The organism is Desulfoscipio gibsoniae DSM 7213, from assembly GCF_000233715.2.
Taxonomy (GTDB): domain Bacteria; phylum Bacillota; class Desulfotomaculia; order Desulfotomaculales; family Desulfallaceae; genus Sporotomaculum; species Sporotomaculum gibsoniae.
On sequence record NC_021184.1, the window covers coordinates 1,506,845 to 1,532,392 of the forward strand.

General features: G+C 40.0%; 20 protein-coding genes and 2 pseudogenes. 4 read left to right on the top strand and 18 right to left on the bottom strand.

Going from position 1 to position 25,548, the window contains the following annotated elements:
* Nucleotides 1-29: 29 nt before the first annotated feature.
* The 8 genes and pseudogenes from DESGI_RS07020 to DESGI_RS07040 form a co-directional block, all read right to left on the bottom strand.
* Complete coding sequence (locus DESGI_RS07020) at nucleotides 30-1,736, bottom strand: ATP-binding protein (RefSeq protein WP_207638364.1); 1,707 nt, start codon at nucleotides 1,734-1,736, stop codon at nucleotides 30-32.
* A gap of 398 nt (nucleotides 1,737-2,134) precedes the next feature.
* A complete protein-coding gene (locus tag DESGI_RS24465) occupies nucleotides 2,135-2,299 on the bottom strand; it encodes a hypothetical protein (RefSeq protein ID WP_157872746.1) in 165 nt (54 codons plus the stop codon).
* Nucleotides 2,300-2,540: 241 nt separating this feature from the next.
* A pseudogene (locus DESGI_RS26405) lies at nucleotides 2,541-2,618 on the bottom strand (ATP-binding protein); the annotation flags it as partial.
* Between the two features lie 315 nt (nucleotides 2,619-2,933).
* Nucleotides 2,934-3,266: a hypothetical protein gene (locus DESGI_RS07025; RefSeq protein ID WP_006522770.1), complete on the bottom strand. Its 333-nt coding sequence runs from the start codon at nucleotides 3,264-3,266 to the stop codon at nucleotides 2,934-2,936.
* Between the two features lie 18 nt (nucleotides 3,267-3,284).
* Nucleotides 3,285-3,365, bottom strand: a complete 81-nt coding sequence (locus DESGI_RS25635; RefSeq protein ID WP_245561194.1) for a hypothetical protein — start codon at nucleotides 3,363-3,365, stop codon at nucleotides 3,285-3,287.
* Entirely contained in the window at nucleotides 3,358-4,041 is a 684-nt protein-coding gene (gene istB / locus DESGI_RS07030) for an IS21-like element helper ATPase IstB (protein WP_006522771.1), read from the bottom strand. Before istB ends, DESGI_RS25635 begins: the two co-directional genes overlap by 8 nt.
* 4 nt (nucleotides 4,042-4,045) lie before the next feature.
* On the bottom strand, nucleotides 4,046-5,617 hold the full coding sequence (gene istA / locus DESGI_RS07035) for an IS21 family transposase (RefSeq protein ID WP_006522772.1): 1,572 nt from the start codon (nucleotides 5,615-5,617) through the stop codon (nucleotides 4,046-4,048).
* A gap of 236 nt (nucleotides 5,618-5,853) precedes the next feature.
* Nucleotides 5,854-6,996, bottom strand: a complete 1,143-nt coding sequence (locus tag DESGI_RS07040; RefSeq protein WP_006522773.1) for an SIR2 family protein — start codon at nucleotides 6,994-6,996, stop codon at nucleotides 5,854-5,856.
* A 326-nt stretch (nucleotides 6,997-7,322) separates the two neighbouring features.
* On the opposite strand from DESGI_RS07040, the pseudogene DESGI_RS26615 reads away from it, so the two are divergent.
* Together DESGI_RS26615 and DESGI_RS07045 are read left to right on the top strand one after the other, a co-directional pair.
* Nucleotides 7,323-7,440: pseudogene (locus DESGI_RS26615) on the top strand (IS3 family transposase); the annotation flags it as partial.
* Nucleotides 7,441-7,598: 158 nt separating this feature from the next.
* Nucleotides 7,599-8,462, top strand: coding sequence for a tyrosine-type recombinase/integrase (locus DESGI_RS07045; RefSeq protein ID WP_006522774.1), 864 nt, complete (start codon nucleotides 7,599-7,601; stop codon nucleotides 8,460-8,462).
* A gap of 663 nt (nucleotides 8,463-9,125) precedes the next feature.
* Here the strand turns inward: DESGI_RS07045 and DESGI_RS07050 are convergent.
* The 7 genes from DESGI_RS07050 to DESGI_RS07080 form a co-directional block, all read right to left on the bottom strand.
* Nucleotides 9,126-10,298, bottom strand: a complete 1,173-nt coding sequence (locus DESGI_RS07050; RefSeq protein ID WP_006522776.1) for an iron-containing alcohol dehydrogenase — start codon at nucleotides 10,296-10,298, stop codon at nucleotides 9,126-9,128.
* Between the two features lie 27 nt (nucleotides 10,299-10,325).
* Nucleotides 10,326-11,558, bottom strand: a complete 1,233-nt coding sequence (locus tag DESGI_RS07055; RefSeq protein WP_006522777.1) for a Ger(x)C family spore germination protein — start codon at nucleotides 11,556-11,558, stop codon at nucleotides 10,326-10,328.
* Nucleotides 11,555-12,652, bottom strand: a complete 1,098-nt coding sequence (locus tag DESGI_RS07060) for a GerAB/ArcD/ProY family transporter (protein WP_006522778.1) — start codon at nucleotides 12,650-12,652, stop codon at nucleotides 11,555-11,557. The genes DESGI_RS07055 and DESGI_RS07060 overlap by 4 nt, the downstream gene beginning before the upstream one ends.
* Nucleotides 12,653-12,677: 25 nt before the next feature.
* Entirely contained in the window at nucleotides 12,678-14,207 is a 1,530-nt protein-coding gene (locus DESGI_RS07065) for a spore germination protein (protein WP_006522779.1), read from the bottom strand.
* A 282-nt stretch (nucleotides 14,208-14,489) separates the two neighbouring features.
* Nucleotides 14,490-15,545 (bottom strand): DUF3231 family protein, encoded by a 1,056-nt coding sequence (locus DESGI_RS07070; protein ID WP_006522780.1) that lies wholly within the window; start codon nucleotides 15,543-15,545, stop codon nucleotides 14,490-14,492.
* Between the two features lie 174 nt (nucleotides 15,546-15,719).
* Entirely contained in the window at nucleotides 15,720-17,423 is a 1,704-nt protein-coding gene (locus DESGI_RS07075; protein WP_006522781.1) for a GMC family oxidoreductase N-terminal domain-containing protein, read from the bottom strand.
* A gap of 11 nt (nucleotides 17,424-17,434) precedes the next feature.
* Nucleotides 17,435-18,109, bottom strand: a complete 675-nt coding sequence (locus DESGI_RS07080; protein WP_006522782.1) for a hypothetical protein — start codon at nucleotides 18,107-18,109, stop codon at nucleotides 17,435-17,437.
* Between the two features lie 193 nt (nucleotides 18,110-18,302).
* Here DESGI_RS07080 and DESGI_RS07085 point away from each other — a divergent pair, with 193 nt between their 5' ends.
* Complete coding sequence (locus DESGI_RS07085) at nucleotides 18,303-18,845, top strand: Uma2 family endonuclease (protein ID WP_006522783.1); 543 nt, start codon at nucleotides 18,303-18,305, stop codon at nucleotides 18,843-18,845.
* 308 nt (nucleotides 18,846-19,153) lie between these two features.
* Complete coding sequence (locus DESGI_RS07090) at nucleotides 19,154-20,344, top strand: MalY/PatB family protein (protein WP_006522784.1); 1,191 nt, start codon at nucleotides 19,154-19,156, stop codon at nucleotides 20,342-20,344.
* Between the two features lie 72 nt (nucleotides 20,345-20,416).
* On the opposite strand, the gene ilvD is transcribed toward DESGI_RS07090, so the two are convergent.
* The 3 genes from ilvD to DESGI_RS07105 all read right to left on the bottom strand — a co-directional run bounded on the left by ilvD (nucleotide 20,417) and on the right by DESGI_RS07105 (nucleotide 25,363).
* The gene (ilvD, locus tag DESGI_RS07095) at nucleotides 20,417-22,078 is read right to left on the bottom strand and encodes a dihydroxy-acid dehydratase (RefSeq protein ID WP_006522785.1); all 1,662 of its coding nucleotides are present in this window, start codon (nucleotides 22,076-22,078) and stop codon (nucleotides 20,417-20,419) included.
* Nucleotides 22,079-22,209: 131 nt separating this feature from the next.
* On the bottom strand, nucleotides 22,210-22,896 hold the full coding sequence (locus DESGI_RS07100) for a FadR/GntR family transcriptional regulator (RefSeq protein WP_006522786.1): 687 nt from the start codon (nucleotides 22,894-22,896) through the stop codon (nucleotides 22,210-22,212).
* A gap of 649 nt (nucleotides 22,897-23,545) precedes the next feature.
* Entirely contained in the window at nucleotides 23,546-25,363 is a 1,818-nt protein-coding gene (locus DESGI_RS07105; RefSeq protein WP_006522787.1) for a monovalent cation:proton antiporter family protein, read from the bottom strand.
* Nucleotides 25,364-25,548: the final 185 nt, after the last annotated feature.

Here is a 25,548-nt window from a genome sequence, read left to right on the forward strand (position 1 = left end):
TTACATACGGCTGTCAGGTCTAAGGTGCATCACACATCCCTTTTCTGAAGACGCCATCTCTTACCCACCTTTGTCAGGTGTTCATTGGTTATGGGGCTGCTTTGCCAGCCCGTATCGAAATTTATATCCTGAGATCGTGGCAATTGTTTACCTTCTTTAACGAGATCACGAATCATTATACGTGAAGGTAGGACAGCAGCCTGTCCCACAAAAATAGCTTCCCGGCGACGAAGCCCGGAAAGCACCTTAGTCAAACCCGCCAGTGAATCTGGTAGTATTCCTTGGACATGGCTACGATCCGAGTCGTTCGTGATGCGCAAGACTATCCATGAATTGCACTGGGAAAGCACTGTAGCCTCTACCTCACTAGGTCGTTGCGAAACTAGCATTAGGCCAATGCCGTACTTGCGCCCTTCTTTGGCAAGACGTCGGATTGCATCCTGGGCGGCTTCATATAGTGCTTCACCACGATTTGGAACATAGCGATGCGCTTCCTCGCAAACAAGTAGAACCGGGTTACTTTCACGCTCACCGCGTGTCTGCCAAATTTTTATGGAAAAGAGCATTCGAGCAATCGCAGAACTTGCCGTACCTGCCACTTCGTTTGGGACACCAGATAGGTCTACGATTCGTATAGGATTGCTGTCTCCAAGGAACTGCTTCACAACCTCCGGCAAAAGATCGGTAGTGCCATCCCAACCTTGCATCATAAATTTTAAACGACCATCTCTACAAAGAGAGTCAACTTTACGGAGAACCTTATTAAATCCCTCATGGTCTTTGCGATTCTGGTTATTGGGACGCTGTTTATTAACTGCTCCAACGAATCCGATTTCGTCCAAAACCCCATTTCGTTTTCCAAAATCGTCGAGACCAGATAGATTTCCCAAAACGTATGGGATTGGTGAATCCACAGTAATGTCCTGAGACGATAGGTTAATTTTACTGGCACCATCTTGTCGAGCAGTGAGAAGCGCATTCTTTATGATGTTTGTCTGAGATGTTGCGGCTTCTTCAGTTTTACCGACAAACAGGGAAACAGTTTCTTCCATATTCAAAAGCCAGTATGGAAGCACAAGCGAATCTTCATCGGTACATAGGCGAACGTGATTAGGGAAGGCTGCACCGTATTCATTATGCGGATCAAGAATGACAATTTGAGGATGCCAATTCTGATGTCCAGCGTCGCTTCCTCTATCAAGAATTGCATGCAGGAGTGCGGCAACTGTTCCCGATTTTCCAGCTCCTGTGGATCCTAATATCGCCGTGTGCTTACCAAGAAGCTCATTCATTTCGGCATAGCAAGGAGTTCCGCCTGACCCAACGTGTTCACCGAGGAGAATCACAGGCCCGGTTCCTTCGCCATAGATGAAGCCGAGTTCAGCTTGTGGTGTTAGATAAACTTTCTGCTGGGGCAAAGGAAAGGTGGTCACGCCACGCTCAAAATCCAACCTCCACTTGTCGTTGTCGAAAACCCATTCGCCCTCACCAAATAGGTCAGCCTCGATAATGCGTGCGTTTTCGTTTGATTCCAGGGCAAGTCCCTTTTCGCGTTCGTAATCGGACTTCATACGGAGACGCCCCACATAACCGAATATCAGCCTTGCACCATAATGTATCTTGATGATCGAGCCGAATTGACCAATTGGGTAGATAATCCCACCGTAAACGCGGGTGAGTTCTGTAACCTTCGGATCCAACTGGGCTATGATATGCGTTCCATCAACCTCAATCACTGCGCCAATTTCCAGATTAGAGATTGGTGTGAATGTCAAATAATTTTTTACAGTTTTCGATAAATAATTTTTTACACCTATAATCTGACAAATATGGAAACGGGGTTTCTTAATTCTCTCCCCCTAGGGGGAGAGAGGGAACACATGTTTTGTAAAGCTGATTTTTTGTGAGGCTAATGACACAAAAATTATACCTAACATAGCAAGGGCAGGTTTTGAAAGCTAGGTTAGATTTACAGAGCCATATGTAGTTATTTATACCCTCTTGGTCAGACCCGTTTTGCCGGCGCCAATAGCAAATGACGTTCGCGTAGGTGCCCGGCACAAGTAGTCTTTCGTTGTGCCCGGCAGAATTTTATAACTTTCCAGCCTTTCGTCAATTGGAAGGTCTCGTAGCCTTAAATCACAATTTGACGAGTACCGGGTAAGCCGTTGTTTATATATATTTCCCGATAGACTCCTCCTTTGATTAGGATGCCTCCAATTAAGGCATCCGGCCCGCTAGTCCAGGAGGCTAAATAACTGCCGGTGGCCTGTCCGTCATCGACAAGCCGACCTGACAAGAAACTGCCTTTTACCCCGGTCTGCAGGATAGATTATATCAACTAACTCTTTCATGTATTATCTGTTCATTCCCACTCCTTTCAATTTAGCCCGGAAAACGAGCCTGACCAAGAGGGCTAAAAATACCATGGCTATTCATACCTTGACTTAACCCCATATTTTTCATCCTGCCCGGTTAAGTCGTGGCTTACTTAATCTTTATCCTTATACTTATTTAACTATCTTTTTTTAATACTTTCTTTAAACCCGATAGCTCTCACCATTTATAAGGAGAATGTGGCAGCGGTGCGTTAACCGGTCAAATAAAGCTGCTGTATGCCTGTATTCACTAAAAAACTATGCCCATTTCGCAAATTCAAGATTGGATATGATCATAATGAACTCCCGTTAGTAACGGGAAGCTGTAAACCTACTTTTTATGTTACTCGCCTACAGCACTACTGACTTGCTTCGGGCCGGATTAGCAGCGCTTGCATATGCAGCTTTGACACTGGATTTGCGCTGCTATCCGGTTAACCTCGCTTCGTCTGGTACTGTTACCGGCGGTTCGCAATGTCGTTCACTTTGGACAACATAATACTCAAAATGTCACAAAAAATTGCGATGTAGTATTAACTTTATGATAATTATGTTTTAAACAAGGTTCTGCTTTATTGGATAAAAAGCACTTACCGTTTCATTCATATCATTTGACTCCATTTGTGTTCCACAGTGAGGACATGGAAACGGGGCACTTGACAAGAACCTGGTTGATTCAAAAGAATCCATTATTTCTCCACAGTCAGCACAATGTATTTCAAGCATGTGTTCAAGTATTTCTTCTTCTACCATCCCCCAAAGGATATCCTCTACAGCCTCTATCGGGCACTGTAGCAGCTGAGTTATCTTTGTGGGATAGATTATGGTTACATTGTTATTAATTAAGATTTTAATAATACTCCGAATATCACGTTTAAGTTTATTCATCAAACTTCTTCCCTTTATTTAATTTGTAAATATCCGTTGTCTATGTTTCATGCGATAGCTGTCTTTGTCATGAATATTGATGATTTCGCATTTATGCACAAGCCTGTCCAATATTGCTGTTGTAATGGGCTGGGTCCCCAAGAAGCTCTCCCCAGTCTTCCGGTCCTTTGTTTGACGTGATTATTATAGAGGTTTGTCCGTAGAGCTTGTTCACTAATTGAAAAAAGAGGTTGGCTTCATTTTTTTCCATCGCCATAAACATCAGATCGTCAATGATAACCAAGTCAGAACTAACTATCCGTTTGATGCTGTTTCGGGATGCAGTTGTGATTTCTTGGGTTTTTAGCGTGTGTATTAAATCTGCCATGGTTATAAATCTTACTTTATAACCAGTGTTTATGGCTTCTATTCCTAAACCGACCGAAATATGCGACTTCCCGACACCGGGAGCCCCTAAAAATATTAGGTTAAAGCCTTTTTCCAGCCAGGATAGCTCTTTGAGCTGATTAAATTGCTGCCGGCTGAGTGTCTGCTGTTCTTCCAGGTTAAATTCATCTAATGTTTTATATTCCGGGAAACAAGCTTGTTTCAGCCTTTTTTCAAGTTTCCTATTTTCACGGCCTTGAATTTCTTTTAGCAGTATTTGTTCCAGAAATTTTTCGCGCGTTTGGGATTGTTCAATGGATTGTTCGATTAGTTCATTTAAGGCTTGTGCAGCATGATGCAGGTTAACTGTTTTCAACAGACTCATTGTATTTTCTATATAACTGTCCAACTTATTATCCTCCGTGGTTTTCGCTCATTATCTTGACGTATTCCGATATATCCCGTATCCTGGGCTTTATCCCTATTTTGACTGAAGCCGTCTCGGTCAGTCCCGTAATTGGGGGTTGTGAAGTATTCTTTTCTTGGGTCAGGATAGCGTAGTGTTTGACTGCATCCCGAAAATCCACCGCGCTGTTTAGTCGATAACTCACACAAAAATCCAGCGCTTTATCAATGGCAATCCGGTCTGCAGATTCTAGCGAGGCTTCAATAAGCTTAAGTTGATCACGGATATACCGGGGTTTTTCTTTATGAATTTCTTCCAAAAAAGCCTGTGCCTTCTGACTATCTAAAAACTTTTCGGCAACTTTTTTCATTAAGGTGTTGATCTTTTGGCTTTTATCCCGTGAGTGATTGTTATTTCTGACCAGGTTTCCTTTGGTATCCGGTATTTCGAATTTGGCCAGTTCTTTTTCGGTTTCTAAATCAAAAATGATAAGGTGTTTATTCCCGATCTTTGTCACACCCACATAGGTGTTGGGACCCTTGTATGTGCCCCGTGGCACGGTATACCGGTTCCCTTGAATAGGAACGGTATTGTCTTTTCTAACCTGATACGTTATACTGAGCGTACGAGATTTGGAATTTATTTTTTCTGTGACCAGCTGTAAGTATTTTTTCTCTTTAAAAAATACTTCGGCCGGTATTTTTCTTGTTGTCGCATGTACTTTGCCATTTCCCCTCCTTTTTAGCCATTTTATGCAGTCTTCGTTCCAGCGGTCTATTCCATGGAATACTCTGTGACTGGCAAAATTATTTTTAACGAAATCTACCACCTTTTCGACCCGCCCTTTACTTTCAGGATCTGCTTTACGGCACATGTAAACTGAAAACTTCCGCTTTTGCAGATACGAAGCAAATTCTCTGGTATAAATTAACTCACCGTGGTTTTCACTGACAAGTATAAGGTGATCTTGATCATACACAGCTTCTTGGGGATATCCACCGAAATAGTCAAATGCATTTTCATGAATCTCTATGATATCTTTTGTATTAAACGGACGGCCCTGCCATTGGCAGTATTTATACCTGGAGTGGGAGAGGACGAAACACATTACGTACAGTGTAACAATGTTCCCTTCGGTGTTTATGACTTTCTTTTCTCCAAAATCTACTTGCATTTGCTTGCCCGGGGGAGGATCTTCGACTGCTTCATATTGCCTACGAACGGGCACTTTGGGTATGTCGTATTCTTCCCTGATTGAACGGACGTAATTTCGTAAGGTGGCTTCGTTAAATGCTATCTTTTGGTATCTTTCTTCCAGCCAATCGAATATCTGAGCAGCTGTCATATCAGGGTTTTGTTGGATCCAGGTTATGATTTTTTCTCGGTAAATATCCGGTTTTTTCGTTCGTTGTCGCTTAGATAGCATTTCTTTCTCAAATTCTTTTGCACTCATTTTTAGATATTTTATGACTGTGGGTCTGCTGATTCCGAGCATCTTTGCAATTTTTGTTTTGCTGAATCCCTGTTGTTTTAATCGATGAATATCAATATACATTCCCCAACCTTCTTCAGTTTTCAATGATCAATCCCCCTTTTGTTTATCTTTTCAGATTATACAAAAGGGCTTTTGCTTTTTTGTAGTCTTTTTTTTAATTCTGCCGGATGGCTAAAAGTCCCCTTCAATCTAAAATGAATTTCCAGCTGTTTTATTGCTTTTTTACATTAATTAGGCGAAAAGTGTAAAATCTTATTTATCGTTTTCTGTCAAATTTATTTTATCATCTACAATTGGCTCGTTTGGATTTGTTTTCGCCTTCATCGTTCCCCTCCCAATAGCCTTGCCAGTATCTCGAATTTCCACCAAGGGGTATCATTATCCAACTTAAGAGTCTTATCACCATGAAAAAAACCCTTGTTGGCGTAAACCCGAATCTGTTCTGAAATAGCGGAATCGCCTAGCCAGTTGCTTAATTTCCCTTCCGGCTCATCCGTACTCATAAAAGCCGCTACTGTGAGGCGACCATCTGATTTGTACAAGGCGTTTTCAATTTCCAGGTCAATATGTGGGTCACCAAAACTGTATCCGCAAATTGCCAGAACCCTTTCCTTTCCTTCGCTAGGGCAAAGACTTTGACGCATATGGTGAAGCATTTGAGCGAACGGATCACGCTGTGTTTCCTGATATTTTGTCGCGGCGGGGTAAATTAGAATATGATTTTTGGCGGATTCAGTCTTGATTCCTGAGCGAATACGTCTCGGTAGGGTATCACCTTCTAGCAAACACCAGTCAATAGATCCATGAATTTTGAACACTCGTGTAACTTTTACGTGAGGCTTAATGTTAAACGTGCTCGGTTCCCACCAACCGGTTGCTGCACCAGAAAAGCCATCGAAATAGTTAACTCGTTCAAGGCCAAGCGCGTCTTCAATTAATGTGTCATAGTTGAGGATAAAGTAATCGATACCTCTACCAGCCTTACCCGCCTGTAGTGAAGTATGGATTGCTCTGACGAATTGTTGATGCGTTGTAACATCAACTTCCTTATCACCAATAGCAGATGATACCGCTTGTTTTATTTCATCAAGCGCATTCTGAAGTTCAATTGCGTCTTTCTCTTGCCCCCCTACGGAGACCTTGGACTGCGTAGCTCCACGCCGCGATCTTCTCTCAGCAATTGATAGGAGATCAACGATCTCACTCATATAGTCTTCGATTGTAGCGTTTTCTGCTCCAGAAAATAACTCACGAACTTTATCGAGGAGCTTTTTAGTTACCACACCAATCTTGTCATGTCTTAGAACTTCATCTGTGAGTTGGGGCATTAGCGGAAGCCCGGCCTTCTTGCTGCATCCTGCTCCCAACAAAAACGCTAGATGACTCTGCGAGAGTAAGTCTCTCATGTCTTGAACTATATCCTTTAATTCAGGCGAAGAGAATAATGTTAGATCGCTACTCATATTTTCCTCCCTTCAACTTACGTTTGGTATTTAAAAATTCTTATAAAAGACTCCAAGCCTGATAATGCATAGGTAAGTTTAAATTACAAAAATTATGTAATAACTTCCACAGGGAATGGCCTTTTCCTTTCTTTGATGTAAAATTTACCACATTATTGTCATGTTAATAGCGTTTCGATGTAATAAGAAAATCTAGAATTAAAAGATGTCTTGATACAGGTAGCAGATGATTTACTGACTGAGTATCAAGATGGCCAGGAGTGGTGGGAGCGCTATCCTGGTTATTAGGGGTTAAAATACAATATCTTTTGTTTTTTGAGTAACGTTTATATCACCACTTCGACTGTGGAAGCCAGTATGTCAGCCATGATTATCAGCAAGCCTTGAAGGATTACCAAAAATGTTATAAGCATGAGCCGCAAAGGTAAATGTTATGGAGACGCCTGATGCTAATTGGTTTAAGCAACACAAAATCATTTGTGTTGCATAAATCACCCAAAAGCGGTATAATATACCCACCTTATGCAACATAATTTATTAATTTTATATGATTTTGCAATGCAACACAATTATTTAAGCGACTAATTGGATGGTGAATTCGTTTGGATAAGCTAAAAGGCTTTGCCAAATATTTGCAAGAGCAGGGTAAAAGTCAAAATACAATAAATGGATATGTTTTAGATATGCGGCAATATCTAAAGTGGTTCGCGGAATCGTTTGGCAAAGAATGTAGCGAGTTGTACCGTCAAAATGTTTTGGAGTATAAAAGTTTCCTATTAAATATACGAAATCAGAACGCTAAAACCATTAACCATAAACTCAGTAGTCTTTCAAAATATAACCAATATCTTATTGCTAAAAATATTCAGCAGAGTTTAGTAATAACTAAAGACGATATGGTCAGTGTGCAGCTAGAGTATGCATCACCAACAAAAGTAGCTGAAATTGATGTGCGGAGATTCATTCAAACCATTTTGGAAGCTAAAAATAAGAGGGACTATGCTATTGTGGTACTTCTGGCCTATGCAGGTCTACGTATATCCGAGGCCCTCGCGGTCAAGATGGCTGATCTGAATTTGCGGTTTGGGGAACTGCTCATTAAAAATGGCAAAGGGGAAAAGCAGAGGACTGTTATTTTAAACAGTAAAATTATAAATGCTGTTAAGGAATATCTCAATGAACGTGATAATTATAAAACTGCTGTCTATTCATCCTATTTGTTTGTTAGTAAAAAGCGAGGTCAGCTTGACCGGACAGTGGTAAATAGGATATTTAAAAAACACAATTTGGGTCAAAATGAAATTACGCCTCACCAGTTGCGTCACTTTTTCTGTACCAATGCGATTGAGAAGGGCTTTTCCATCCATGAGTTAACCAGCCAGGTCGGCCATTCTTCTGTTAACACTACCTTACTATATACAAATCCTGATAAATTAAAATTGAAGAACAAAATGGAGTTACTATGAGAATTACGATTAATCAGGATCTGCTTGGCAATAACGCGTCAAGGAGATAAGAGATGTAGTCGAGCCAAAAAAACCATTGACAATAAGAAAGCTGAACAAGCAGTTTGGGAGGAAATAAATGCAAAAAAAGGATGATAAATATGGGTAAATTGCACCATCTCAATGTCGGATGTGCAGATGCAAGTTTAATCAAGACATCTTACCAAACCTTTTTAATCGATTGCTATAATGTGTCATTACTAGAATATCGTATAAGTTTGCCCCCTCGTTATTTTAAGTTTATCTCTTTTAGGGGATAAGACTCAAATCTCTTTTGAGGGCTAAATAGATTTGACTAACTCGATAAGGTGTCCGGATGTGGCCGAAAAATGCACCATATGCGAGATATCTAATGGCCTAGTTACACGTGCCATTTTTTACCTAGCCGCTAGCCCTTGCGGGATACCTTGTTGCGGCTTTTATGTATTCAGATGCTATCGAACGCGAGTATATGATTATCGGAATAAACTAATGCCTGGAACTTATTACACAAGATTAAATATCCTGTTACAAAAGACCCTGGTCTCCTTCAAATGGGGGCAGAGTCCTATTGGTGATGGGTGTGTGTTATAATTAGCTCAATATTTTTCGCCCACTCAATACCGGTTTTAAATTAATATTAAATTACATAGCCGCTTTAAAAATATTCATAATATCTTCAACTGTCCCCTGTCGTGGATTGACTAAAACAATTATATCTTTTAATGCATTCTGAGAGAGCTGTTCAATATCGTCCTCCTGTACTCCCATTTCTTTTAAACCGCTTGGCGTTTCAAGATCAGAAAATAATTTTTTTAATGCAGTCATAATTTTATCAACACATTGAGATTTGCTTCTTGCTTGTATATCCATTGCTTCAGCTATTTTGAATATCCTTTCTTCAGGTACCGAAACGGCATTAAACTCCAGTACATACGGCAGCAAATTAGCATTATAATTACCATGATAGCCATTATAGAATCCGCCTAACTGATGGGACAGCGCATGGACATATCCCAGACCGGCATTATTTAAGGTCATCCCTGCCATCATATTAGCGAACATCATCTTTTCTCGTGCTTCCATATCATTACCGTTCTCATATGCTCGGGGAAGATATTTCCAAGCAACTTTTAAAGCTTTAAGTGCTAAGGCATCGGTTATGGGAGAAGCTTCGGTGCATATATAAGATTCAATGGCCTGTGTGATAACGTCGATTCCGGTACCGGCAGTTAATTCTTTGGGCATGGTGATCATAAATAAAGGATCATTAACAGATATGGAAGGCAACATCATAGGTGATCCGATGGTCATTTTCACTTTTCTGGTATTATCTTTTATGATCGCAAACATTGTTACTTCAGCGCCTGATCCTCCGGTAGTATTAATGCATATTGTTGGAAGCATAGTTTTGGTGACCTTATTCCATCCTTCGTAGTCTTCGATTGCACCACCGTTAGTAACAACAGTGGCTATCGCTTTTGCGCAGTCATGATTTGTTCCGCCGCCAATAGAGATCAGAAAATCATAGTCTCTTTTAAGTATATTCAGTTTATTGGGGAAGTACTTTAATCCGTCCTCTACAAAAGAAACTGTGGGGTTTGTATGCATAACTCCATCAAATATGTCATATGAAATAAACAAAGCTTTTAAAATTTTCTCTACGTTTTCAACATAGCCCAAACTTATCATATTTTTATCAGTAACAATTAATGCTTTGTTGAGTTTCAAGGGCATTAACTCGTTTGGCAGATCTTTTATTGCGCCAACTCCCGCAAGATTAGTATTTGGCATATAAAAATTATGAGTGTTTTCCAAGTTTCATTCCTCCATTTTTATTTTTACCTATTTTAAATTTAATTTTCTAATGTTTGTACCTGTATTAATTACTTTTGTATCAACATTTATGTAAACTTGTGTATATGGAAAAACATCATCCCACTTTTTCGCATATTCAGTTTGCCATAATTTCGGATTCTTTCTGAACAAAGCAAATCCGAAGCCGAATATATCAGACTTAAATTCTTCCTGACATTTCACTAGTGCAGCCTCGATATCGGAACGTATACTTTCTGATAATTTATTTTCTATGAGCTCTACTTCTTCAGGAGATAAAAATTCCGAACCTTTAGTGCTATAATATTTCCTCAAATCAGCAACTATTTTGACATCCACTTCAAATAACGGCTCATTTTTTTCCATTATAACTTTAATTTTACTTCTTGACTTACTCACATGATAATAAAATATGTTTTTCGTATCAGTTTCGTCTGATGTTTCAGAGGTTTTGAAAGTATTAATCTTCTTTCCGGTAATCCATCCATAGCCAAGAGTTTCTTGATCATTTAGCCATCCCGCCAATTTATCTCCTTTAAAAACAGCCATCCCGGCAACTCGATGAGCCCCTTCACGTTCCTCAACAAACCTGGTATTCCCCTGGATGCCACCTTTAGCTTCGGGTTCTGTTTTTTTAGATACCGTAATTACCCTCGGTGCCACAGCTTCTATTCCACCAACAGCCAGCATCTGTGTAAAGTCCAGTATTGAAACTGGAAATGCTGAACCTATGGCCCGTGATACAGTGAGCAAATTGTCGATTTCTTCACCGGAGGATGATATGTGAGAAGCGTTAAACGTACTTAATGTATCCTCCGCCTTGCCTGGTGTAACTACAATCTGAGCAGTGCTGCGTAGGGAAGGTACGCGATCTGAAAGTTCGATTATGTCCACCATGTTGTATTTGGCTGCATCTTCACCAACAATGACAACTTTTAAATAACCAAAAAACACTCTTTTTAAAGTTACTTGCTCTATCTTTGTCAATGCTTCGTACAACGTTTTATCTGTTGCAGAATAGACAGTACCCACCTGAGATCTGGAATCTCCCTGGGCGCCGCCTTTCCCCTGTTTTGTCGTCGGTAGATACTGCACGGTTACTGTTGTTTCATGGGATTGTTTGTTGAAGTCAATAGCTAAAGCATAAACCTGGACCAAATCTTCATATTCTTCGTAATCCCAGCATCCTGAAAGGACAAGGGCAAAGAGTAATAAAGCCGGCAAAAGAATTCTTTTCATCATTTTGTAGCACTTCCAGCCCTTTTATTTGTTATCAGAACGCTAACAGAAGCAAGCAGTAAGGTCAATACGGAAAAGGGCAAGATAATATAACTTGCCAAAAATACGGCCAGAAAATATGCCTTATTATATGACATTAGCCAGATTGAAGGTATCAATATCATCAGGGCTATGATAATCAACTGTAATAAGGGTTTTTTGTTAAATATTTTTTTTACAGATGTCCATGCACAATACATGCTCACAGTAATCTTGCCAATGGCAATAATTTGGTAAGTCCCAAAAATGAATATTTCTAAACCTTGTAGAAATTTTCCTACCTGGATAAGCTTGGCTGCATTAACTCCCCCAAATGCGATCCGTTTGGCAAGCTCAGGACTCATTATCCCTATAATAATCATTATGGCAAAAGAAAAGATAATCGAACTTAATGCTATTCCCTTGACAACCCACATATAATGCTTGCCCGAGTCTGGTATGTTACGCACTATGACCATAAAAATCAGCAATACTTCGGCCGCCCCTCCTAACATGAATATGGTTCCCTTGATAAATCCGGTTAATGATGTATTAAAGACAGGAATCACATATTCAATATGAAATAATTTAGGAGCAAAGATGAACGCGGCAAAATAATTGACAATACCGAATGCAGCCAGTATCTCAACCAATCTTCCAAAGACCTTGATTTCGCCATATGCAAACATTACACAAATCAATATTAAAATCAACATAATAATCCAGGGCGGCGTAGCACGCAAAAAGAATGCGTTAATCATTTGCGTAAACATGTTTAAATGTGCAACAGCAATTGTAATATTTAATAGAATGAATATTACAATAATAGCCATGTTTGGAAATTTACCCAGACCTCTTTCTAATATATCAAAAACCGTGCTTTGCGGTTGAAACTTCCCTAAGTAAAAAATCCACACCGCAAAAGGTATTACGAATAAAATTCCTAATAAGCCTGCGACCCAAGCAGCTCTATCTGTGTAGTCATCAATCCATGTATGAATATATACTATATTTCCTATAGCACCGAGAAAAGACAAAAAGATAACTTGCTCCCTGGTGAGCTGGATATTTTGTGGCATAAATTTGATCACTCTCTTTTTTGGGCTAGCATCTGATCAATTTTTTACAACGTTTTTTTAAGACGCTGTATGGGGCACGAATAAAAGTATCTTTCATTCCTTCAAGGTCAAAGGGTACAAAAGGATAAAGGTAAGGAACCCCAAAAGATTCCAGAGATGCCAGATGCCAGAAAATAATCACAGTGCCGTTTATTACTCCGAACAATCCAAATCCGCCGGCCAGTAGAATTAGAAAATAATTAATAAGCCTTGCCGGGTAGATTAGTGTGGTGGTGGAAATGGCAAAGGATGATATTGCTGCAATAGCTGCCACGATAATAACAGATGCGCTTACATAACCTGCATCAACAGCCGCTGTTCCAATGACTATAGCTGACAGCACCCCGATAAAGAAACCTACCGACCCCGAAACACGCATTGACGCTTCGCGGATCAGAGTTATTGCAAAGGTCAAGATAAGCAGCTCCACAACAGACGGAAAGGGTACGCCCTCTCTTCCATTTGCTATGTTCAAGGCCAGGGGTGGAGGTACAATAGAATGATTATAGGCTACGAAGGCCAGATATACAGGGGCAATTTGGATCGATAATATAAAAGCTATAAAACGTGCCATTCTTAAAAAAGAAGAAACAAGGGATCTTTCTACGTAATCATCCATAGTTTTAAAATGATCCCAAAATGATATTGGCGCTGCAAGCGCAAAGGGACTGTTGCTGCATAATATGGCAAATTGCCCGTCAATCAAGCTTTTGGCTATGATATCAGGACGCTGAGACTGTCTGTATTTGGGGAATACAGACCATGGAGCATCTTCGATCAGCTCGGCTAAAGCGCCTATTCCATATACAGTATCTATATCTATATTTTTAATCCGCCGTCTGGCTTCCTCAACTGCTTTTGTATTTGCCAGGCCTTCAAACCATAACAATTTTACTTTTGTATGTGAAAGTACGCCTACAGTAAAAGTTTCGATGTGCAAATCCGGCGTTGGAAGTCTTCTAATGATCATAGTGCAATTTGTTTCCAGGTCTTCGATAAAGGAATCTTTACTTGCAAAAACTGTAACTTCATTTTCAGGTTTTTCTATGGCGCGTTTTTCTACCTTACGGGTTCCAATAATAAGAGCAGTATCCAGATGATCAATAAAAAGCACTGTGTTTCCATTTAAAAGACTATCTACAACCTGCTCCATTTGATCGGTTCTCTTTATATTGGGTATAGATATAAATTTTGACTGCATCAGCAAAAGGATGCCATCAAAACCGATCTTTGCATCAATCTTTCCCTTAAGAAGAGGTTCAATTACCTGATTGCTGATCAGTTTTATGTCAGTAATACCTTCTATATAAGCTACTCCGACCTGTGCTTGACCCTCTAAAACATCATATTTTCCTTCAACCAGACCTAACCCGTCCCCTAGAATGCTATGTAAAAATCCGAAGTTTTCATCAATGGTGGAAAAAATATTCCTCTTTTGGGCTTGAGAAGGCAGTTGTGTTGAATGGTTCTTTTTTTTATTTGCTATGTTTTTTGCGTATCTATTATATCTTTTCATAATTTACCTGCCGATAACACTAAAAGATAGTAATAGTTTTACATAAGTAAGTAAAATCTATACTAAATACTAAACTTTCCCTTGTCGCTATCGGACGAATTTAGAACCCGCCGCAGGTTACCGGGCTTTAGCCCGAATAAAAAGGCGGTTTTTTCGCCAGGCTGCTGAAAAAGTCCTCTTAACGTAAAAAAGGTATAATCCTTCATTTGTGAGGAGATTATACCTTTTTTTCTGTATAATTAAGGGTATCTATTTTTTTCAGGTGGGTGACACATGAGTATCTTAATGTTTTGAATTAATTAAATCCTCTCTATCAATAACTCTTGGCGGCTCTTCAAGCCAACCGTTTTCTATCATTATATTTACGCCATCTTCAGTATGATCCGCAGTATCCATCATAGTACGGGTATAACCGGGAAGTAAATCGTGTCTTAAATTTGTTGATATTGCTGTGCCACAGTTGGCTATTACAACTGCACTCATATAAAGTGATTTAGCCATCATTAATTTGTCCGAAAACGGAGAAACTGTTGAATCGGTGACAGACGTATCCCAACTCATCGGCACAGGGATATCCTCTTGACTTAAAATTGGGATATACATATTCAAAAACCTGTTTGCTAAATCTATCCCTTTGTCCATATAATGGCGTACTTTTTTTGATTCCGCTACTTGTCTAAAACCAATCAAAACTTCTTTGCCTAAGCTGATCATGATTATTCCATGGAAAAGCGATGATATCTCCACTGCCAGTAAAGGTCTTTTTTCATGCACCAAATACCCTGCCAGAAAATTTTTTTTCTTGACAAAATCGGTGGTTTTAGGCGTTGTAATATAAGGAGGGCGTATATAAAGCCCTTTGGAGAGCAATAAGTCCACTGTTTTTTGATATAATTCTATTATTGAAGAACAACAACGGGTGTAAAACTCCCTTACATCAGGACGTACTGAGGTAGTTAGAGCCAAACCTTGTGTAGCAATTCCCGCCTTAGTTTTATGGTTAAGGAAATACAGGTAAAACGGGTCTGAATAGAGACGGGGAGCTTTTGTATTAATATCTTCAGTCGTATACCCAATAGGAATTGAAAGCCCTTCTTTATTGAAGGTTTCTATTATCCAAGAAACCATTTTATTTGTTACATCCACAGCAGATTCCAATAATAAACGAATATCCTTATCCTGTACGTTGCTTAAAAAATGCTTGAACATGCAGCTATATATACTAGATTCCATATAAGTGTTCCAAAGGACTCCAATTTCAGATGCGTTAAGCCTCGTATCATTAACAATTTCCCTGCTGATACCAATTGTTTCTTTTAATTCTGTGCTAGTTGCCAATTTATTGCACCTCCTAAAATTACCCAAACTATTACTTCCACATTAAGTATATTTTCTGAAGTTACGAGCGGTTTTTTAGTAATGGTATTTCATATTGTTTAAAAACATTATTATCTTAATATTACATAATTATCCCTCTTGATCCTTCAGCTTATAGAGTTTAAAAATTGTTTTTCAACAAAAATATTTTTGAGTTAATTTTTCCGCTGTACGTGTTGCTAAAGCTTGGGTTGTAAGAGTAGGATTTGGCCCTCCCAAGCTATTATAGAGTACGCTGTTATCTGCTATAAATAACCTTTTAACTTGAAAAGCTTCACAATTTGAATCGGTAACATAACCCATACGCATTGTACTTTCTAAATGAGCAAATAAGTAAGGTGAGCAATCGGTACGTATAATTTTTTTAGCTCCCGCTTTCTTGAGGATATTTGTTGCAATAACAGCTAGTTTATCCCTCTTTTGTTTATCCCTTTTGCTTGGATAATACTTAATTACAGGTATCGAACCATGCTCATCCTTTAGAACGGGATCAAGAGTAATTCCACTTTTCTTATTAACTTCATCATCAGTAAATATTAAAACACTTAAAGTTCTTGGATATTCCATCATTAATTCTTTAAGTTCCCGGCCTACTACTCTTCCCCTAACATCCCAAGGTTCTTCCGAATCGGTTTTGCGTAAAAAGTTGTAACCATTTTTACTAAATGCGTAAAGTAAGGTAGATAATAATCCCGGACTTGAACCAAATCCCTGAATCGCTCCAACTCCCGGGTAATCAAATCTAGCTGCTGAATTTGGCCCGACATATGGTTTTATGTTAGGAACACCTAATATGTTCATCAAGATTTGCTCGTCAAATATACCGGAGACGGTGTCAGACCAATGGCTTGTTAATCCTTTCCCAATCCACGAATTATTTGGTAGTTTTGAATTTAACCAAAGCCGGGGGGTTTCTATACCGCCTGCTGCCATAACTACAACTTTTGCCCTAAGTTCACCTGTTTCTCCTGTCCAGGTATCTCTATATTGGACACCTATAGCCTTAAGACCGTCACTTTCATCTTTTTCTGTTAATATCTTGATAACAAATGTGTTTGGCCTAACCATTACATTTCCCGTTTTAAGAGCAAGGGGAATATAACTCACCAATGTTGAACGTTTGGCTATTTTTTCAACCGTGGGACCAATGTGACATCCGTTGATACAGCTGCCGCATAGAGTGCAACCTTCAGTGTTTTCTTCAAATTGAAAATACGGATCGTTTATATTAAGATCCGTAGGTAAAATTGCATTAGGCTGGGGGCGATAACCCGGACTTGTTACATTAAGGGTTTTTAAAAGGGACCATCCGGCTTTTTGGGCACCATGAAAAAATAGCTCTTCTTTTGCCGTCATTGGTGCGGGGGAAACCGGAAGTGTTGCTTCAACTTTCTCATAGTATGGAATCATTTCCCGATAGGAAATGGGCCAAACGTCATCCACTGCTGACGGAAACGCCCGTGGAGAATTTCCAAGGTAGTTAAGTGTAGTCCCGCCTACGCCGGAAATCTGCCAGGCAAAACCTCCCTGGGGAATGTATCTAAACCAGGGATACCGATTTCTATCTGCAGGCCCCCATCGAAATTTACCTGATACAAAGTCGTTCATGTCACCTTCATAACCTGTAAATTTTCTATTTAAAATCTCATGACTTAAGTTTTCAGGATTGGAATCGCATACGGCACCATGTTCCTGGTTTGGATTGGGCCATTTTTTATTTCCATACCATGTTCCTGCTTCAAGCAATAGTACTTTTACTCCCTTTTCACCAAGTTCTTTGGCAACAACAGAACCTCCTCCACCCGCTCCAATTATGATAACGTCGGCAGCATATGTCATGGGATCCACCTTTATTCTGTGAATTTTTCAATCAAATAACCTTTCAGAGCATGATAACCCTTGGAAGGGCCGGGATATCCAACCTGTTTCCAACCTGTAGGGAAATGCTCTAGTTGGCGTTTTTCAGGCGTTTCCATACGTGTTGAACCGTATCCGGACCATTCAGTATAATACCCAATTATGGCAAGAAAGGTAATTGAAGTTATTATGGTAAATACAAATCCCCGGTAATTACGGAAAGGTAAAGGCAAGATTGCGAGATCGTCTTCTTTCTGTTCCAAAAGAGTTATTGCCCGAAAACGATCGCTTGGTGCAAGGGCTGCAAAGGCACCTTTCTCAGGCAGGATAGCTGAGTTTACGGGTATTTTATTTCCCCCCATATAGAGTAACTGCTTTGCAGCTATATTCAGCATTTCTGCAGCTGCATCAGCTAAATGAATATTAAAGCTCTTTATAATAATAATTAGCGAAAGAAAATGATCCAGTGACCAGATTTGATATTCGTCAGTGTGCGAATCCAATGCTCCACATGACTGAATAGATCCTTGTTTTTCTGTAAGCTCAGGAGTCACCGGTACTATTGCATCTACCAATGCTTTAAAAACTGCTTGAGTTTGCGGAAGGGTATACTTATTTCCTTGGAATAATATCATCACAGCAAACAGTTTGAAAAAATCCCAAGTCATTATACACCTCTTTCCGATAATGCTACCAAATTGTGTTTTGAATAACATTAAAACCGTAATATGTACCGTAAAAAATCGACTCGTAAGGGTTTTAATGTTTTTATTTTTCCTGGTTTATTAATGTTATATACATGGACTAAGGTTTTTAAGAAAGTTTATAATGGATAAAAAGACTTAAAGGGGTGGGTCTGATATGTCAATAACTTTATCAGACAAGATTTATACCATTGAAGATTATATGAAGCTGGACGATGGAAACCGGTACGAACTAATTGGGGGTAAGTTAATTATGGCTCCACGACCAAGCTATAAACATCAAAGAACCGCTGGTAAAATATATACACGATTTGAAAACTTTCTCGAAAAAAACCCCATTGGCGAGGCGGTACAGGAAGTTGATGTTCATCTTGGAATTGAAGTAATTGCCCCTGATGTACTTTTTATTGCCAAAGATCGATTAGATATTGTGGGAGAGCTATATATCCAGGCTGCTCCGGATTTAGTTGTAGAAATTATATCTCCTTCCACAGCAAGTATTGATCGGAAGAAAAAAAGTAAATTATATTTTATCCACGGTGTAAAAGAATACTGGATGGTAGATCCGGACCAACGGTTAGTGGAAGTACTAATAGCCGGGGAAAAAGAGTGGCGGTGGGCCGGTGTATTTGACCAGGAGGATGTTTTAACTACGGACCTTTTACCGGGGCTGGAAATAAGCTTAAGTGAAGTGTTTTGATTTTAGGGCTTAACCAGAGGGTTTTAGGCGCCGCAATATCATGTGAATGAAATATATGTTTCACTAATTGTCCCGGTGACCATACTGAAGAGTATACACCCGTTCCCATCCCGAACACGGAATGGCATAATGATGGTACCCTTTAGAGCTCAAGGCCTGTTCTTTTCCACCTGCTTTTTTCAGGTTTCGGATAATAGCTCAGCGCCAATGATCGACGCAATAGAAATAACATTTTCATATTTAAATATGTATATGGGAAATATTTATAGCATAAAGAAACAAAAAACAAAAAATCGTGGGGATAGAAAATGCTATATAATTTTGATGATATTATTAATAGAAAAAATACCAATAGTATGAAATGGGACAATATTAAGCTATTTGGCAGAGATGATTTAATCAATATGTGGGTGGCAGATATGGATTTTCCCTGTCCGGAACCGGTAGTTAAGGCCCTTAAAGAACGGGCTGAATACCCTGTCTACGGCTATTCTTTTCCACCAGATTCGTTATATGAAGCCATAGTTGAAAGGCTGGATAGAAACTTCGGCTGGGAAATAAAAAAAGAGTGGATAGTGTTTACGGCCGGGGTGGTTAATGGATTATATTCAGCAGTTAGGGCTTTTACTTATCCCGGCGATGAGGTGGTAGTGCAGCCACCGGTATATTATCCATTTTTTAATGCAATCAAAGACAATGGTTGCCAGGTTCTGCATAACCATTTGGCTTTTGACGGTGAGCGGTATACCATGGATTTTAACAAACTGGAAGAGCTTTTTAAACCTATCACATCATTTCCGGTACGTATGCCCCGGATTAAGATGCTTATTTTATGCAGTCCGCATAACCCGGTGGGGAGAGTATGGTCAAAGGAAGAACTAACTGCTTTGGGGGAAATTTGCATAAAAAATAACTGTATGCTTATATCTGATGAAATTCATGGTGAATTAATGGTTGGTGATGTTAAACATACGGTTACAGCTACAATATCCCAGGAGCTTGAACAGCAAAGCATAACGTTTATGTCTGCCAGTAAAACATTTAATTTAGCTGGTTTGGCCACTTCTTTTGCTGTTATTCCCAATGATCATTGGCGCAGGGAGTTTATTAAGTCCAGAGCCGGCTATAACAGTGGCAATTTCTTTGGATTTACTGCTTTGGAGGCTGCCTTCCGCTATGGTGATGAATACCTTAGCCAGTTACTGCTATATTTAAGGGCTAATGTCAAATTCTTTACCGATTATATTAATAATAAAATTCCCAGGCTTAAAGTGATTAAACCGGAAGGAACCTATCTTGCGTGGGTTGATATGAGAAATTTAGGTATGAATACTCTTGAGCTGCAAGATTTTATTCGTAGTAAGGCCCGCTTAGCACTGGATGACGGGTACGCCTTCGGGCCCGGTGGCGAGGGTTTTCAGAGGTTTAACCTGGCCTGCCCCCGTATTATACTGCAACAAGCGCTGGAGAGATTGGAACAGGCCGTTGAAGAGTTATAAAAAACTATGAAAGAAGTAATGTAAAAGCAACCAACGAAAGCTGTTTAAAGCAATTCGCCGGTTGCTTTTGAATTATTGCTTTTGAGTTTCCAAGATTGCGCCTCTGTTCCCTGATGTAACCAATGCAGCATACCTGGAAAGGTACCCTGTTGTAATTTTGGGCTTTCTTGGCATCCACTTTTCTCTACGCTTTTTCAGGTCGGTATCACTTATGACGAAGTTGATTTTATTTGCCATAATATCGATTTGGATGATGTCTCCGTTCGCTATCAAAGCGATATTGCCGCCAACTGCAGCTTCAGGAGAAACATGACCGATTGCAGCGCCTCTGGTTGCACCACTAAATCGCCCGTCGGTAATCAGGGCGACGCTTTCTCCCAGTCCGCGTCCCATAATGGCGGAGGTGGGGTTTAACATTTCCCTCATGCCCGGCCCGCCCTTCGGGCCTTCATACCGGATCACAACAACATCTCCTGCTACAATTTTGCCGGAATTAATTGCCTGCAAGGCATCTTCCTCGCAGTCAAATACTTTGGCAGGACCTTCATGTTTGAGCATTTCGGGTGCAACGGCGGAACGCTTGACAACACAGGAATCGGGAGCCAGATTTCCTTTTAATACAGCAATTCCGCCTGTTTTGCTGTAAGGGTTCTCGACAGGTCGTATAACCTCCGTATTCTTATTGACGCAACCTGTCATGTTTTCCGCAACAGATTTGCCTGTGCAGGTTATTAAATTGGTTTTAAGCAAGCTTAATTTATTGATTTCATTCATTACCGCACAGATGCCACCAGCTTCATTGAGCTCTTCCATGTAGGTATGCCCGGCAGGGGCCAAATGGCACAGATTCGGCATTTTGTCACTAATTTCGTTTGCGATGTCAAGATTTAATTCAATACCGCATTCATGAGCAATCGCTGGAAGATGCAGCATACTGTTGGTACTGCAACCTAAGGCCATATCCATAGTCAAAGCATTTTTAAAGGCATCCTCGGTCAGAATATCCCTCGGTCGGATATCCCTTTTGAATAGCTCCATAATCTGCATGCCTGTATGCTTGGCAAGCTGAATCCGTTCTGAATAAACCGCCGGGATCGTACCATTGCCAGGCAACGCCATTCCCAATACTTCTGTCAGGCAGTTCATGCTATTGGCTGTATACATGCCTGAACAGGAACCGCAGGTTGGGCAGGCTTTTTTTTCAAATTCCAGTAATTTCTCCTTAGTGATCTTTCCTGCATGGAATGCGCCAACCGCTTCTGTAACACTGGTAAAACTGATTTTCCGCCCATCCACTTTACCTGCAAGCATTGGCCCCCCGCTGATAAATATGGTTGGAATATTCAATCGCGCTGCGGCCATTAACAATCCGGGGACGCTTTTATCACAGTTCGGAACCATGACCAGAGCGTCAAAGGCATGGGCCAGTACCACGGCTTCGGTAGAGTCGGCAATCAATTCTCTTGTCACAAGTGAATACTTCATTCCCTGATGTCCCATGGCAAGGCCGTCACATACAGCAATCGCGGGGAAGACAAGCGGAGTACCTCCAGCCATTGCCACACCCAGCTTTACCGCTTCCACGATTTTATCCAGATTCATATGTCCCGGAACGATATCGCTTTGGGAGCTGACAATGCCGATTAATGGCCTTTCCATTTCCTCATCTGTCAAACCCAGCGCATGAAACAATGCGCGTTGCGGTGCACTTTGGGTTACTGCATCGCTATTCATTATACAAACACCTCACTATAATATAGTTGTATGACTACATTATATATTGTATGATGTCTAGTATCAATGGTATAAATCATACATCAATATAAGAAAGCTGTTTTTATCCGAAAACAGCTTAAAGGAAGTACTTATTTATCTATAATGCCAAAGCCTCTCATTGCATGTATGATATGCAATTTCATGGCAGTTTTCGCCCCTTCAGCATCTCGTTTTGATAAAAACTCCATGATCATCCGGTGGTCATTTAAGGTTCTCTGAACCATTTCTTCATTTGTGTCAGATAAAAGGACTCCCTTGTTAATGGCTTTATAAAGGATAGGAATCAGGCGGTTCATAAACTCATTATGGGTTGCCTTTGCGATTGATTTATGAAATGCCTGTTCAACCTCGGTTCGATCTTCCTTTTTTAAAATCTGTTCTTCTTCTAGCCTGCCATAGTACAGGATACGCTCAATTTCTTTATCTGTGGCTCGTTTTGCAGCATAATAGGCTGCTTGCGGCTCAAAAATCAGACGCATTTCATATAAATCTTTAATGTCAATTTTAAACGTTGAAAGTCCTTTTAAGCCAAATTCCTCGTTTAACTCTTGGTTATTCTTTACGTAAGTTCCTTTTCCCCGTTTAATTTCTAATACATTATGAGCCACTAAAATACGAATTGCTTCTCGTAATGTGGTACGGCTGACCTGTAATTTTGCAGAAAGTTCGTTTTCATTGGGGAGCTTATCTCCAATAGCGAACTTTTTATCTATGGTAATCATTGCAAGAATATCTTCCGCTACATTTTCAGCCAGACTTCTTCCTGTTGTTGTCACAGAGCTATCCTCCCCATGAAAGTGTTTAATATGATAATACTGTGTAAGACATCATTTTTCAAGTGAGATGTCAGATGTCCAAAAGCATGTAAGGGGTTAGATAGTTGGCATTCGGTATTGCTATAACGAAATAAACACTGGTAATACTGTTGTCAAAAGTATAGCAACAGCATTGACGTTCCTGAAGAAGTAATAAATAGTGCTGTAACCATGGAAGAATTATTTCAAAACGGGCTAATTCAACCATAAAGATGATCATTATTAGATTATTTAATTATAGTTGTTAATTAATAAAGGCAAGTAGTCGTTTAATATTATTAATTTTTCTTTCCATGATTTATATCACGAAGATATGGCTCCGTATAAGCGGGGGCTATTCGTGGTTTTTGTGTTGTTATGTCTTTCCTTATGCAGCGGTAATCCCGGTAACTTAATAATGCGTACGGGAGCAATAAGGACTTGTCGTTGTTAAACCTTTTGAATCAGGCGGGCTCAGTTCCTTCGGAAAGCCTTTTTCGACAATATAAACGGACGGCCAGCACTATCATGCTCCCAGCCCTACTGAAAATGCAAAAATTTAAGAAAAAGGGGACAGGCATCTTTTTAGCGTATACTCTCGCTTAACGATGAAAAAACGCTTCGCGTGACCTTACCTGAGTTTTCTTCTTAATTGCCTGGTATCCTCCGGGTTGCCGCTGACTATTAAACGATCGCCCAATTGAAGAACGGTATCTCCATGAGGAACAATAATCTCATTATTCCTGAAAATACGGATGACAAGGATATCCCCAAGAAAAGGGATTTCTCTAAGACGCGTGTAGTGATATTGTTGGTTACCCAATTCTATCTCCTGAAGGTGTCCTTCATGACTGACCAGATTAATTAAGGTAGGATATTCAACAAGAGCTTTGAGCAAAGTTCTATTGGCAAAAAAGCTTGAAAACATCTGTATTTTCGAATCACCGGGCAGTTCCCGATTGGTTTGATCTTCCACCCTGGCAATTACCTGTTTTACGCCGTTTTGTTGTGCTGCCGCTGCTACCTGTAAGTTCCTCTCATCATCTGACGTAAAAGCAATAACAACATCGCTTTGAAAGGCGTTATGCTTATCAAGGCCGTCAAGGTCAAATTCCGGGAGCGTTATCATCTGGTATGGACGTTGAGGCAATGCCTCGAGATTCGGATCATCTTGACCATAAAGAGTCACCTTATAACCGTCTTTTATTAAATCCTGAGCGAGGGCCAATGTGACGGTATTTCTCCCAACCAGAGAAACTTTCGTTTCTTCTTGATCTTCCACCGCAGGCAAAAATTTTTGAAAAATCACCGGCGAGACCATAACTGTTATTACTGCTGCCAAAACTAATGTGGTATTCAAGGTAGTGCTTACAATACCCATTTTCATTCCTACAGCTGAAGCCGCAATTACCAGGCTTAGCGTTGAAGCAAGCAAGAAACTGGAACTGAGGGATTCCTTCCAGTTAAACCATAGTTTAAAAACTGGTACTATTATTAATTTAGAAAGATAAAAAACCAGCAGCATCAAAGGAAGCATAACCAAAGCGTTGGGATCGGCGGCCAAACCTCTTAAATCCATGGTTGCCCCGACCATTACAAAAAAAATCGGTATTAAGAACCCATATCCGAAAGCATTTAGCTGGTGAAGAAACTCTTTTTTGGGAGCAAGGGAGGATACTATAACTCCGGCCAGAAAGGCTCCTAAGATACTTTCAGCGCCTACCCTTTCTGAAAGAACAACAAAAAAAAGAATCAGGGCGAATACTCCCCGCGTACCAATTGAAACTGTTTCTTTCTTAATGTTTAATAACTTTTTGGAGCGGAAAGTATTGATGAGATGGTATGCGCCTAGAAATACAACAAAAAGGAGCAGCAAAAGAACAATTTTTGTCATTCCTCCCTGGGAACGCAAAGCAATATAAACTGCAAGCAGAATCATAGTCATCAAATCAGCAATTATAGCCGTTAGCAGTACTGCCTGACCATAAGAAGTTTCCAGTACATCTTTTTCTTTCAAAACAGGCAAAATCACTCCGAGAGAAATGGTAGATATAATTAGAGTCATAAATAAAGGCTCTTCTATTAACCCCAAAGCTTTCAGGCCGAAGGCAAGCAAAACGGAAGTACCTAGAATGGCCATAAAATTTATGATGCTAATCAGCAGCGGGTTAGGGCCGGTTTTCTTTTTTCTGGAATTTTGAATAGCTTCAAAATCAATTTCCAGCCCGCTAAGAAACATCAGATATATAATCCCGAACGTTGATAGTAAGTCTAACCAGTTATTTTGGACTATGACCCTTAAGCCACTTTCACCCAGAATTAATCCAACAATGATTTCGGCAACTACAACGGGAATGGCTTTGAGCCTTAACCTATGCAGAATAATTGGAGTAACAAATGCCGCAATTATAACAATCATCAGCGGGGTGACGGAGTGCTGACCTTCCATGTGCTCCCCCTTTAGACCAGGCTTGTCAATGTTTTGTTAAGCTCATCTTTATTTGTATCATCTCCACTTTTTAAAAACCAATCAAAGTTCTCGATTAATTTAACCGCCGATTGACAGTTCAAAGATTAATTCCCGGCAGATAGAAACACCGGGAATTCTGGCAATATAATCTGGATTTTTTTTCG